General features: G+C 44.7%; 17 protein-coding genes and 1 tRNA gene. 5 read left to right on the top strand and 13 right to left on the bottom strand.

Annotated features, from left to right (window positions below; translation table 11 throughout):
* Window positions 1–105: 105 nt before the first annotated feature.
* From ABEW34_RS01850 to ABEW34_RS01815, 8 genes are all read right to left on the bottom strand, one after another.
* Window positions 106–510, bottom strand: a complete 405-nt coding sequence (locus ABEW34_RS01850) for a hypothetical protein (protein ID WP_430154342.1) — start codon at window positions 508–510, stop codon at window positions 106–108.
* 10 nt (window positions 511–520) lie between these two features.
* Complete coding sequence (locus ABEW34_RS01845) at window positions 521–808, bottom strand: hypothetical protein (RefSeq protein WP_430154340.1); 288 nt, start codon at window positions 806–808, stop codon at window positions 521–523.
* Window positions 805–996 (bottom strand): helix-turn-helix domain-containing protein, encoded by a 192-nt coding sequence (locus ABEW34_RS01840; RefSeq protein WP_430154338.1) that lies wholly within the window; start codon window positions 994–996, stop codon window positions 805–807. Before ABEW34_RS01840 ends, ABEW34_RS01845 begins: the two co-directional genes overlap by 4 nt.
* Window positions 997–1,480: 484 nt before the next feature.
* Window positions 1,481–1,810, bottom strand: coding sequence for a hypothetical protein (locus tag ABEW34_RS01835; protein ID WP_430154336.1), 330 nt, complete (start codon window positions 1,808–1,810; stop codon window positions 1,481–1,483).
* 88 nt (window positions 1,811–1,898) lie between these two features.
* Window positions 1,899–2,132: a helix-turn-helix domain-containing protein gene (locus tag ABEW34_RS01830; protein ID WP_430154334.1), complete on the bottom strand. Its 234-nt coding sequence runs from the start codon at window positions 2,130–2,132 to the stop codon at window positions 1,899–1,901.
* A 2-nt stretch (window positions 2,133–2,134) separates the two neighbouring features.
* Complete coding sequence (locus tag ABEW34_RS01825; RefSeq protein WP_430154332.1) at window positions 2,135–2,533, bottom strand: hypothetical protein; 399 nt, start codon at window positions 2,531–2,533, stop codon at window positions 2,135–2,137.
* Window positions 2,534–2,640: 107 nt separating this feature from the next.
* On the bottom strand, window positions 2,641–2,859 hold the full coding sequence (locus ABEW34_RS01820; RefSeq protein WP_430154331.1) for a hypothetical protein: 219 nt from the start codon (window positions 2,857–2,859) through the stop codon (window positions 2,641–2,643).
* Window positions 2,860–2,926: 67 nt separating this feature from the next.
* Window positions 2,927–3,769, bottom strand: coding sequence for a BRO-N domain-containing protein (locus ABEW34_RS01815; protein ID WP_430154329.1), 843 nt, complete (start codon window positions 3,767–3,769; stop codon window positions 2,927–2,929).
* A 270-nt stretch (window positions 3,770–4,039) separates the two neighbouring features.
* Here ABEW34_RS01815 and ABEW34_RS01810 point away from each other — a divergent pair, with 270 nt between their 5' ends.
* From ABEW34_RS01810 to ABEW34_RS01800, 3 genes are all read left to right on the top strand, one after another.
* Window positions 4,040–5,086 (top strand): helix-turn-helix domain-containing protein, encoded by a 1,047-nt coding sequence (locus ABEW34_RS01810; RefSeq protein WP_430154327.1) that lies wholly within the window; start codon window positions 4,040–4,042, stop codon window positions 5,084–5,086.
* Between the two features lie 403 nt (window positions 5,087–5,489).
* Window positions 5,490–5,642, top strand: a complete 153-nt coding sequence (locus ABEW34_RS01805) for a helix-turn-helix domain-containing protein (protein ID WP_430154601.1) — start codon at window positions 5,490–5,492, stop codon at window positions 5,640–5,642.
* A 145-nt stretch (window positions 5,643–5,787) separates the two neighbouring features.
* The gene (locus ABEW34_RS01800) at window positions 5,788–6,927 is read left to right on the top strand and encodes a tyrosine-type recombinase/integrase (RefSeq protein WP_430154325.1); all 1,140 of its coding nucleotides are present in this window, start codon (window positions 5,788–5,790) and stop codon (window positions 6,925–6,927) included.
* 123 nt (window positions 6,928–7,050) lie between these two features.
* Here ABEW34_RS01800 and ABEW34_RS01795 read toward each other — a convergent pair.
* The 3 genes from ABEW34_RS01795 to ABEW34_RS01785 form a co-directional block, all read right to left on the bottom strand.
* A tRNA-Val gene (locus tag ABEW34_RS01795) sits at window positions 7,051–7,123 on the bottom strand.
* A gap of 144 nt (window positions 7,124–7,267) precedes the next feature.
* Entirely contained in the window at window positions 7,268–7,927 is a 660-nt protein-coding gene (locus ABEW34_RS01790; RefSeq protein WP_430154599.1) for an expansin EXLX1 family cellulose-binding protein, read from the bottom strand.
* 222 nt (window positions 7,928–8,149) lie between these two features.
* Window positions 8,150–8,395: a YolD-like family protein gene (locus tag ABEW34_RS01785; protein ID WP_430154323.1), complete on the bottom strand. Its 246-nt coding sequence runs from the start codon at window positions 8,393–8,395 to the stop codon at window positions 8,150–8,152.
* A 913-nt stretch (window positions 8,396–9,308) separates the two neighbouring features.
* On the opposite strand from ABEW34_RS01785, the gene ABEW34_RS01780 reads away from it, so the two are divergent.
* Window positions 9,309–9,485 (top strand): YjfB family protein, encoded by a 177-nt coding sequence (locus ABEW34_RS01780; protein WP_081418938.1) that lies wholly within the window; start codon window positions 9,309–9,311, stop codon window positions 9,483–9,485.
* A 187-nt stretch (window positions 9,486–9,672) separates the two neighbouring features.
* A complete protein-coding gene (locus tag ABEW34_RS01775) occupies window positions 9,673–10,662 on the top strand; it encodes an S-layer homology domain-containing protein (protein ID WP_430154321.1) in 990 nt (329 codons plus the stop codon).
* Between the two features lie 122 nt (window positions 10,663–10,784).
* On the opposite strand, the gene ABEW34_RS01770 is transcribed toward ABEW34_RS01775, so the two are convergent.
* Window positions 10,785–11,462 (bottom strand): uracil-DNA glycosylase, encoded by a 678-nt coding sequence (locus ABEW34_RS01770; RefSeq protein ID WP_430154319.1) that lies wholly within the window; start codon window positions 11,460–11,462, stop codon window positions 10,785–10,787.
* A gap of 27 nt (window positions 11,463–11,489) precedes the next feature.
* The gene (rnhA, locus tag ABEW34_RS01765; protein ID WP_430154318.1) at window positions 11,490–12,152 is read right to left on the bottom strand and encodes a ribonuclease H; all 663 of its coding nucleotides are present in this window, start codon (window positions 12,150–12,152) and stop codon (window positions 11,490–11,492) included.
* Between the last annotated feature and the right edge of the window lie 228 nt (window positions 12,153–12,380).

Here is a 12,380-nt window from a genome sequence, read left to right as displayed (position 1 = left end):
TCGTGGGTTAAATTCGCCCCACGACAGGAGTGAAAAATGAACCAAAACAGCCTCTACGTGGGTTAAATTCGCCCGTTGTGTTAGGTTAAATTCGCCCTAGCCAAATTATTGTTTAGGCTGACGTTTTACTCGCGGCTTGACCTCGAATTGCTTCGTGCCAAACAGCTGCCACATGGTATGAAAACCGTAAATGTTTGGCTCACGTATACTCCAGCCCTGACGTATAATCTGAATAAATCCGTTTTCGATAAGCTGATCCATAGACTTTGTGAATGTCGCCTTGTTCATCAGCTTTTCACCTTCCGCATAGGTGAAACTTATGTCATTCTCGTTGCTGCCGGTGTATTTCGTCTTCATGGCCAGATACAGTACAACAGCATGAACCGAAAGCTCCTTCCATGCCACTGACTCCATCATGTTCCTAGTAATGCGAATGTGATGGTTATCAATTGAAGACGTTGCTTTTTCAAATGGCCTGAAACTATAATCCTTCTTTTTCTTGCGAGACATACCACCTCACCTACTCTTTTGCAGTCAATCCGGCTTGTTCCGTTAAAACATCTATACATGTGTTTATCTCAAGTGAGCCGTCAGCGCATTCACAAATGACCATGCACAAGCTGCCCGCCTCGATTGAATCAATACCCAGCACTTCGAACACGGCCATAACAACCCTATCCCACGCGCTAGTCAAACCATTGATCATAATTCCTGCAGCTTCGAGCGCTGCGTTTTGCTGGAATAAATCCCGCGCCAGCTCCAATAGCCTTGTTGCCGCCAAGCGCTTCGGGTCGGCTATCCCTGTCATACTTCCACCGCCTGCCCACTATTTTCACGTTCTTGCTGTTCAATCCACTTATCCAACGTAGCTTTGCGGAACAATATACGATTGCCAATTCGATAAGCTGGTATTAACTTCTCGCGAACCATTTCCCGCAGCTTGTATTCCGAGGCCCCGATATACGGCGCCGCCTCTTTGACGTTCATTCTCTCCATCGCCTCTTCACCTCCTCCTGTTTACAATGCTTGGCGAATTTCCGCCTATTTACTTGGAAGAATTTGCACCTATACCACTAAGGGGTACAATTAACCCAACAAACTACGATATGTGTATAATCAAAAGCTACTGTTTGAAAAATTAGAGAATAAGGACGAATTAGGTCTTGAATCGTTCCCGCGCTCGCTCTGCCATTTCAGCACGTTGGTCTTCCGTGTACGTTCTTTCGTTCGCGAACCGTAATTGCTTGTCGCTCAATTTCCACTTGGCAGCCACCACGCGACCATCTTTCTCTTCTTCCCAATACGGAGCCTAAATCTTATTGAGCTTCGTCATATGCTTCTGGACGCAACTGTATACGTCCCAACGATCATCAATCTTGTCATAGACGCAAACCGTCTCTCGTTCTTCGCTTGAGTAAGACATTGAATTGACCTCCTTCCTTAAAAACTCCAACAGTTGTTTGAATTAAATTGCCTTTCGTTAGTAAGGGGACTTAATATACCGCTCGGCGGCTTCCTCTAAAGAACTGCTGTCAAAAATCCGATGAAGTGCGCTAACCATCCGGCCTGTATCGTGATCGCTCAGCCCCACCTTCTCGGCGGCCATAAGCGTGTACCCGAAACAACTCTGATTGCTCCAGCTCTGCGGCGACACTTGCGCAGCAGCCTCCTTGCCGGAAATGTACGCTTTAACCAGCAACTCCTGAACCTCATCCATCAGCCGAACCGTGTCCGGCGTAAGTCCCTGCGGAAAGTGGCGCTGCATCAGCACATGGCGGTGTTTAGCCGCTGTCAATGCTACGTTATCCATTTCGATTACTCCCTTCATTGCGCTGCCAGAAGGCGAAGCGCGATAAAATTACCGCCCCGTGTGCGAATGTACAGCCGACCATTGCGGGCTACGCCGTAGCAGCGCATGACACCTCTTGGAGAGCTGGCCCGGTGTACACATGGTCGTGGGATACTCCGTAAAAGTGCAGCAGTTTAAATATGCTGAATGCCTCAGCTCGTCCGCTGTGAACGTTCTCCCAATATTTCAAGCAGCGAACGGGAATGTCCGTCTTTACTGCCACCTCTTCCATGGTCAAGCCCATGTTTTCGCGTAGCTGCTTGAGCGTCAATTGTTTTTTCATGCTCACACCTCCGGCGATTCTTGCGAAAATTTATAGCCTGCCATGAAGCCAGCGGCATAGGCGTCTTGCCCAAACAGGAACACCGCCTCGGCAGAGTTGTCCTGAATTTTATCCAAGTGACCTTTAACGGTTGCCGACCGGGAAATGCTCTTAATACGAAGGAGCGCAAATATTGCAGTTTCGATTGCCTCCTGATGCTCGTCAATCACGTTCTGCTGAGGGCCGCCGCCTGCGTCTCGGTACTTTTCGTATGCCTGGTACGCCATTTGACGCAAAACCAACTCAACGCCCATTTCGTATGCGAGTGATACCATTTGATCTGTGCGGCTGCGTGCGGAAGCTGGAACGAGACGGTGAATTTGATATGTGATTGACGGATTAATTTCAATTTCTTTTACCATTCAGAAGCACTCCCTTTTCGTTTATTCCAGAAGGCCACTATTGCTTTATGTTTCGAAAGGTTATAAGATAATGGACAATAAAAGCTAGACAGATTGATTGCGAGTCGCTACTGCATCCCGGCCAAGGAATGCGCAGTAGCGATTTTTTCATTTTCTCCACTCTGAATTGAATGAATGATGTCTTCCCGTTCCTCCAGCAGCTCAGCCCGGCGGTGCAGCTTCCGCGCACACTCCATGGCCCGAAACTTCTGAAAGTCAGCAACGTCTCTAGTAAGCTGCTCGACCTCCGCATCAATCTCCGCCAGCCTTGCGCTTTGCTTAGGCATTGGGCATTTCACCTCTTTCCTTGGACTATGTTCACATCAATTTGATGTCTAGCTTATTTCCTCACGGCTACGAAATTTTGTTCAACCCGTATAGCTCAGTAACAAGCTCCTTGACGTCGTTCTCGTATATCTTGCAAGCAATCTCATAGAGTTCAGGAATCTTGCTGAGAACTTTGTCGATATAATCCAGCTTATTTTTCAGCTTCGGTTTATGCGCCTCATTGTAGCTATCAAGCTTCCGCTGCAGGTTAACGTGATATTTCATTTCAAACTGCTTGTACAACTCATTCCAGCGATCCCTGACTCTTGCTGGCTCAGTGCCGCCTTTGCGAACGACCCGGTTCAATACCTGGCGCTTTGTAGCAAGGTCAATTTCATCGACCAAACCAATAATGACGCAATCTTTATGGTCGATCTCCCCTAGCTGCTCCGCAATGGTTTCCCTTTGTGCCTTGATAACCTCGTTTTGCTGCCGGACTGTTGCCAGCGTGGTTTTGAACAATATTTGCGTCTGCTCATCTACAAACGGCAGGTATGTTGCAAGGAAAAGATCCTCGTTATTAACATGACCGCCTGTTTTGCGAATATCTTTCAACACGCTCCTTACCCAACTGCGGAATTCAGTAGCTCGATCCGTCTTCGCCAACATCGTTGTTTCATAAATGCCGTCCTCGTTAAAAACCCTTGTCTCGTATAACTTCCCGTCAGTGCTCCTCATCTTGAGGGTAACTGAAAAACCTGCTTCTTTAAGCTGAGAATTACGGTCAATCAGATTGTCCATGCCCTTTTGCGGATCAGCATAACCAACTGCTTCCCCTAATTGCTTTGCTGTCATGAATATTTCGCCATCTTCGTTCTGCCATACATCGACGAACAGCTCACCGAATGGCTTCTTTGCTACAAGTTTCAAATGCTTCGCCTCCATTTTCATTTTCTTTTTCATTGGCGGCCGGGGTGACCTGAGGTTTGTTTATTGCGCGTGGTGCGGGGATAAGATATTACGAGTTTGACTTGGTACAGTTAGTTAACTATGCGGATAAAGTATTCCATGTGGATACTTTATCATATTTGTATCCAAATTGACAACATTGTTTTTGAAAATTGCTTATAGTTGTTTTATTTTGTTGCCAATATGGATACTCTACTGTAGAATCTTAATGATTGAAAAAGGAGGACCACCATGGAACCAAAAGAGTTTGGAGAATATCTGAGGAAGTTACGGAAGGGAAAAAAACTAACATTAGAGGCACTTGGAATAGAAATTGGATACACCAAGGCATATCTTTCTAATATTGAAAACGGAAGACGTGGGATTCCATCACCAGAGATTTTAAAAAAGCTTGCCCCATTTTTAGGGGTTTCACATACTGAATTAATGGAGCATGCTGGCTATATTTCAAAAAAGGAAATAACACAACTTACAGACATCGGAACACACTTTGCCACTAAAGCACGGGCAAATTCATTGTTTTCTGATGGCTTTTTAAATCAATTTGAAGAAGTATTAAAACGGATAAATGAATTAAATGAATTAATTGGAGATCCTGAATATAATTATGACCAACGACTGTTACTTGTAGATGAGATGCAAGAACAACTTGATCGGACTATGTATAGTATTGACAGAATTAAAAGTCGACTTGAAAAATCAGTAATCAAAGAACATTCTAAAAACGCACCGGATGATGTCGACACTGATTATGGTTACAATTTCACAAAAGAATTTTCCCAAGATATACGCGATAGAGGTTACTTTAAAATGATGGAAAAGTCAGGTTACATCGAAATACCGAAAACATCATCAAATTACGAAGAAAGAACCTCTTGGTTTGATTATCAATTGGATCAAATTATTCCAGCGATATCCATTGATAGTTCGAGATTTTATCCCGCTATTGTAGAAGCAATAGATGACTTTATATTTGAAGAAGCTTCTGATCTAAGAGATGTCATTAAGATATCACCTGAAGGTATAAGAAAATTCGTAAATGATTATGAAAATTCCAATTCGGAATTTATTAAAAAATTAATAGATCATATGCTCCCAATGAGTGAGCGACATATAGCAATGACATTTGACTGGCCTGAACATAACAGAAACTTATTTATCGAAATAGATACATGGTTATTACATGGGAGTGTTTCATATAAAAAAAAACCTCTCAGCCTAGAAGATAAGAAACGTATTCTAATAATGCTGGAACAACTTTTCCCTAATTTTCTATAGCCAAAGCAATACAGTACCTTTGCCTTTTTCAGAAACAACCTAGTTGTTTTAAGTTGCTTCCAAAGATCGCCTGTGGTTCAACATCAACAACCACTATTTCCGCCAAGGAGGGACCACGCTGGAACTCAAATACAACGAGGAAACTGGCACCAAAGCCATAGAAGAGTATATAATTCAAGCAATTCGAGGCTTAGTAAAGGTAAAGGGCGATCTTGACATTAGAATCAGACATCACCCAAAACCGAAGCCTCGTGTAATTATAAAAAAGAAAAAAGCTAAACCAAAGCCCCCGGCCCCGAAACCACCTGAACCTAAAGTGGAGGTTATACCAGCACCCAAAATAAAGCCTGCACCACGGATAGATATAAAGCTAAGTTCAGAATTAGACGACTTCCCCGAACATATGACTGTTGGGCAATTGATGAAATTTCTAAATATAGGTCAAAACAATGCATACCAGCTATTGCGCGACGGAGAGATTGATCACTTCTTGATTGGGACAAGAAATAAGCGTATAAAAAAGAAAGCAATAATCGAATGGATAAATCGGCAGTGACTCCCTTCGCCTTTTAAGCTCAGAAATGCAAATAACAGCAGCAGTTTAAAAGCACTTCTCTTTATCAGGTATAAACAAACAATACCTAGCTTAAGTGATGCTTTTTAACTGCTGTTGCAAGCCAAAATCACAGGAGGACAATTATATGGCTGTCACTAAGGACAAGAATGTCAAAACGAATCCATGGTACTTTACAATTGAACACGGCACTGGAAAAGATAGAGAACGAATTAAGCGAAGGGGCTTTAAAACTAAGAAGGAAGCCGAAGCAGCGCAGCGAACACTCTTGAATGAGCTGGAACAAGGTCTGAACTTGAATGCTGGCAGGACGCCTTACAGGGACTTTATGAAGGACTGCATACAAGACAAAAAACTCAAGGTTAAACCCAGCACACTAGCGACATATACCACGATGATTAACAAGCACATACTGCCCACGCTTGGCGATCTAGCTCTTAATGACATAACGCCGCGGCACATTCAGAACTTATACAATTCTTTATTTGAAACTAAGCAGCTATCGGGCGAGAACATTCAGAAAATCCATACCATAGTGAAGGAGTCCCTAAACAAAGCTGCAGCTTGGAATATGATCACTCGAAACCCCGCTCTCGCTGTTGACCGGCCTAAGGCTGAAAACAAAGAAATGCTTTATTGGACAGAGGAGGAGTCCCACTTGTTCCTGCGGATAGCTACAGAGGATAGGTATTACACAGCCTTCCTGCTTGCCTTAACAACAGGTATGCGCCAGGGTGAAATCCTCGGCCTGCGCTGGCAGGATGTTGATTTGCAGAATAGAACGGTTTCCGTTAGACAAATCCTGAATCACAATGGCAAAACGTTCGATGTTGGAGCAAAAACCGCTTCTGGTGTACGATCAATCGGAATTGATAAAACAACAACTTCTGTGCTGGACAAGCTGAGGCGGCGAATGGTTAAAGAGAAAATGGAGCACCGGGATATTTACGAAGATCACGATCTCGTCATTTCAACTCAGCTCGGAACCCCTCTCTCACCTCGGAATCTGAATCGTTCCTTTTATCGCCTCATTGAAAAGGCCGACGTTACAAAAATTCGGTTTCATGATATGCGGCACACTCACGTTGTTATGCTGCTGAGACTGAGGGAAAACAACAAAAGGATAGCCGAACGCCTGGGATGGTCCAGCGTTAAGATGTTGGATAGATATGCCCATGTGACACCACATATGCAAAGGGAAACAGCGGATGCATTCGGGGATATGTTTTTCAGTTCCGACACCAAAAATGGCACCAGTTCACTTTAATCAAGTAAAGGGCACCAATCCGGCACCAGATGCCAATTTTGGGGCGATCTTTAAGTATGCCCAAAAAAGCAAAAAAGCCCGAGAAACCACGTATAATGCGGCTTCTCAGGCTTTTTCTTTGTATGATCTGTAGTGGGCTCGAACCACTGACCCCTACCCTGTCAAGATAGTGCTCTCCCAGCTGAGCTAACAGATCGTATATTAGCGACGTTTATTAATATACCAAGTTCGAGCGGAAAAGTCAACCATTTTGCTTCTATTATTTTTTGACTTTCAAAAAAAGCTTCGTCCTCCTGCAAACCGGAGAATGAAGCTTTTTGTTTCCAGCCTATGTTCCATTTCAGCTCGGGAATTGAACATTTCCCGGAACTATATAAGCGCCTGATGTACCGTTTGCTGGAAGTGCTGGAATCGTGTCCAAAACCGCGTTCCCGCGAATATCGGTTATCCGAACCTGCAGCGGGCTTGTACCCATGTTGGTGCCCAAGAAATGGTTATAGTCCATTTTCTCCAGATTGATCCACGCGCCAGCCTTCTTATATTCCATTTTGATGACCGGATAAAAATGATTGCGCACTTGAATGGCCGCCCACCACTGGCTGCTGCCTTCCTTCACCCGGTACGAAAAATTGCCGGTTATCGGCGCTTTCACGACTTTCCATGAAATATTAATTTTGCCTGCCGACATTTCTCCAATTTTAGCAAACGCGTTTGGCGACAAGTCCAGCGCTCCCGGGGCACCTTCCGGGTACAAATCGGTGACATAGACGACCGTTTTGCCCTTAGGCCCCGTAACCTCCAAATAAGCGCCCGCAAGCGCCGCTTTGACTCCATTGTAATTCATATCAGTCGGATTTAACGCCGTTATTTCCATATTAGGATTAATCGGATCAAGCAGTACTGCACCACCCGAATATCCCGAGCCTGTATAAGTCGCATAGCTTGTACGCACATCGTTCCAAGCTGCAAGCGCCTGCACCGCCGGGTACAAAACGAACATCGCAAGACAAACGATTCCAAATTTGACTACACCATGCTTTTTTTTCATAACTGAAACCTCCTCCACATTTTTGAAACCCTAAATCTACCAGTAGAGTCCATTCTAAGTGGTGAGGAGGAATATTTGCTAGCACTTTCGATACTTCTTTTCTAGCATTTTAATGACATTTCCCAACAATACTAGACTTTATTCGTCAAAAACAAAAAGCGACCGCAGCTGCGGCTAGCCTGCGTTGTTGTTCACCTTCATAATATCCATGAACGGTATTTTGGTAATCTCTTCACCTTTCGAGACATGTACCAGCCTCGTACGGGAATCCATTTTTACAATGAGTCCTGACACGGGCTCTTCCCAGTTCCACACCTCAAAAAGCAGCTCAAGCCCTTCCTGATATGCTTCAACCAGGCGCTCCCCGAGCTCCTCTAATTCAAACTCATCCCTTGTCGGGCGCTTTGGTTTCTTTGCCATTACTTCCGTCTCCATTCTATGTTTTAGTACATGACCTTCGTTTAACTCATGCCTTTTTCAACCCATCTTTAAATCATACCCTTTCTTCAAAGCATTTGTCATGGAGATTATGAAATTAGGCAAAAAAACATCCCCCTGCCATAACATGGCAAGGGGTCGCTTCTTCTCTATTTTTAACTTAGAACGCATGGTTAAGGAAATACTGATTAGGTCAGGATTGAGCTAAGTCGTTTTTATTAATATAAACAGGAGCAAATGATGATAACCAATAGAATGAACAGTACAAGAATAGCGCCTGGGCTTGTGAAGGCACCACCGACTTTATTTCCGCAGCCACCGTATCCTGGACCTACTCCTACATTTCCTACTTCATATCCCATTTCGTTGCTCATCTCCTTTTTTTAAGGTACACAGCATCATATGGTCAAAAGCCAATAAGGGTTGGGTTTTCAGGCAAAATGGGTATTTGCCTCGACGGACGGGTGCCGCCGCTTCTTTTTTAATTTTCCAACGCCAAGGCTTCCCGGACACAATGGGATCATCAGATGGCCTTTAAATATAAATATAAATTTAATGTTGTTATCAGTTGTCATTCATTTTATTTTAAGGTTGGCTGCCTATACTAATCACATGACCCCCCACTATTTATATAGTTTATCCTTGACAACTCGCCTTCCGGCGGGTTCTTTTTTTTCTTAAAGACGCGCTTAATGGCGATTTCAATCATGAAAAACAGGATTAAGCTAAAAATCAGCTTCGTTTCATTTCTTTTTAAGGTACAAGGCGCATACTGACTTTACTCTCTTTTCGACATATATTGTTGTGACCCGCAGCGATGCGGGTTATTTTTTTTGCCTAATTGTATTCATCCCTCCGCCATGCTTGCCGATAATAAAGGTGGAGGTGGTGAATAATGGATATAGCAGCATTATCAACGTCACTTAGTCAAGCATCACTCGGCACGGCTGTATCGGTTCGCATGCTGGATATTGGCCAAGACCAGATGCAAGTGCAGGCACAAGGGCTTATCAAAATGATGGAGCTCAGTGTAAATCCAAATGTCGGCAGCCTACTAGATATTAAAGTATAGGGATAGGCAAGTATGGAGCGGGAAGGTCAATCCTTCCCGTTTTTCATGTTGGACAGAAAATAGAGTGATTGTTAATTAGTCTATAAGCGAACAAATGAATTGATTTTGCTTCGTTCTGCAACAATAAAAGAAATAGCAACGTCTGGAATCATATAAGGCAGCAAAAATTATAATGAGGTGACTGGAAATGAAGAAGAAACCACTACTGTTAACACTTATTTTAACCATGATGATGCTCACGATCGGACAAAGCGCCTGGGCCTTCAACGATGTGAAGAATGACCCGAATGCCAAAAAAATCGAAGCGCTCCAGCAGCAAGGCATTATTTCCGGGGACAAAGAAGGCAATTTCCGCCCGCAGGGCAAACTGACTTATGCCGAGGGCATCTCCATGATCGTCAAAGGACTTGAGCTTAACTTCGATCATATTCGTTTCATTAAACAGCCGCTGGCAGCCGACTACTATACGAATATTAAAGATGACAAATGGTACTCCCAAGCTTTCATCATCGCCCATTTCTACGATCTTGGTGTAGCTAAAGATGTGAAAGCAAATGACGTAATGACTCGCGAGCAATTCGCGCAGCATTTGTTCAAAGCGATTGACAATAAAGTGACTTATGCCATGATTGAAATGTATGTGATGCTTAATGATGAGGCCGATGTAAATCCGGATTTCATGAGCAATATCCAAAAGCTGATCCTCAGCAAAATCGCAACGCTTGACGCAAAACAAAATTTTTACCCAACGGCTTCCATTAAACGCAGTGACGCTGCAGCATGGCTGCATGATGGAATTGCTTTTATGAAAGAAGTGAAGGAAAACGAAGCACCTGTTACGGGAACTGAGCCAACGGATAACCCCTTCACAGATGCAAGATTGACCGTTACGCCAGTCAATGCTGAAGTCAATAAAGTGACGGTAACAGCAACGGTGCCTCACCCAGGCTATGGCATTCAAATTTCCGGAATCACGTTTGATGGCGACCAAGCCACTATTAAGTTAGAGCGCACGGAGCCTAAACCCGATCAAATGTATCCTCAGGTTATTACAGAAGTACAGGTTACGACTTATGTGGATGCCAAATTCAAGCCAGTCCTTCCAGCAGCCACTGTTGCCTTTCAAGGCAGTTCCACTGCTGCTCCTGCGCTCAGCAACACGTCTGTCGCTTCCTAAAAATTGAAGCTGAAGAGCTCCAGCTAAAGCCATTATAAAAAGCCGCTGAACTACGCGTAAGCCATTACGCAAGTTCAGCGGCTTTTGGTTTATGCATTGATGTCGCTATACAGCTTGAAAAATTATAATGCCGGTATGCTCCAATCGATTTCGCGCTCTCCCAGCTCGTTCAAATAACCATTTGCTTGCGAGAACGGTTTGCTGCCGAAAAATCCGCCACGGGCGGACAATGGGCTAGGATGGACAGATGTAATAATTTTATGCTTGTCCGTGTCAATAAGCTCCAGCTTCTTCTGGGCGGGATTTCCCCATAAAATGAATACGACCGGACGCTCGCGTTCATTAAGCACAGTAATGATCCGGTCTGTGAAGGTTTCCCAGCCCTTCTTCTTATGCGAGTTGGCTGCGGCCGCTTCCACGGTCAGCACTGTATTTAGCAGCAGCACCCCCTGCTCTGCCCAAGCTCGCAGCGAGCCATGAGCTGGAATCGGGCAGCCCAAGTCTGCATGAAGCTCCTTGTATATGTTGCCCAGCGACCTTGGCACCGCAACTCCCGGCTGCACGGAGAAGCTTAGGCCATGCGCCTGGCCTTCTCCATGATAAGGGTCCTGGCCTAAAATAACGACCCGCGTTCCTTCATAAGAGGTGTAATTAAGCGCATTAAACACATCCTCCTGCTTCGGATAAACGGTTTTGGTGCTGTATTGCTCCGTCAAGAAAACTTCCAATTTCTTGAAGTAGGGCTGTTCAAATTCAGATTGCAGCTTAGCTGCCCAATCATTGTTCAACTGCTGAAACACCGCGTAGTCCCCTCTCTATGTATAACGTTATTTTCTTCCAAAATCCGCTTTAATTTCTCCCCATTCCTCAGTGTTCCATTTGAGCACTTTATTCGGATAGGTGTTCGTCTTGAGCCATTTCTCCGCTTCGTCTGTCAGCGCCCAAATTTTTGCTGTAGAGGCGTCTCTCACGAGGGTCGATGCGACCTTCTTATTACGCAGCCAGCTGAGCGCTGTTCTGGAGTCGCTGTATACCGTTCTCTCGCTGCCCTTCTGCTTTAAATAGGCGAGTGCATGCACAACGGCGATGAATTCACCGAGATTGTTCGTTCCATTCGGAATCGGCCCTACATAAAATAAAATTTCACCTGTCTGCGTATCGACACCCTTGTATTCCACTGGACCGGGATTGCCCCGCGTACCAACATCTACAGAGATGCTGTCGTAATCGATTTCTCCAGACTCTTGCGGCTTGGAAGCCGATTTCTTAAAACCGCCCGAGCTGCTGCTTGCGCCGCCTGCTGTGCTTTTCCACTTGCCCCAATGGCTGCGCCAGCCCTCCTTGAAAGCGGCATCTGCCAGCGCCTTGGATTCAAAGGACTTATATTTCGCATCCTGAACGCCATTCACCTGCTCCTGACATTCCTTCCATGTTGCGAATACGCCTGCTTGCTTGCCTACCCAAACGACATAATATTTTGATTTCGCCATTAGCTTGTTCTTACCACCTTTACCTAACGTCCATCCTTCTATTAAATCGAAAAATGCTTCTCCTGTCCACCAAGGCGACAGAATCAAATAAAGTGAAACGGCTGTCGCCGTTCTTTGGCGGCGCGGTGCGTTTCAGTCCGAGAAATATAAAGACGGGATGAAACCATCCTATCCTATCCTGTATTTTCAAAAAGAGCGACCAGCAGCGCTGATCGCTCTTCCTTAAAA

It is taken from the genome of Paenibacillus algorifonticola, from assembly GCF_050481745.1.
Classification (GTDB): domain Bacteria; phylum Bacillota; class Bacilli; order Paenibacillales; family Paenibacillaceae; genus Pristimantibacillus; species Pristimantibacillus algorifonticola_A.
Note: the sequence above shows the minus strand (reverse complement) of the source record. Positions and strands in the feature narration are given on the sequence as shown.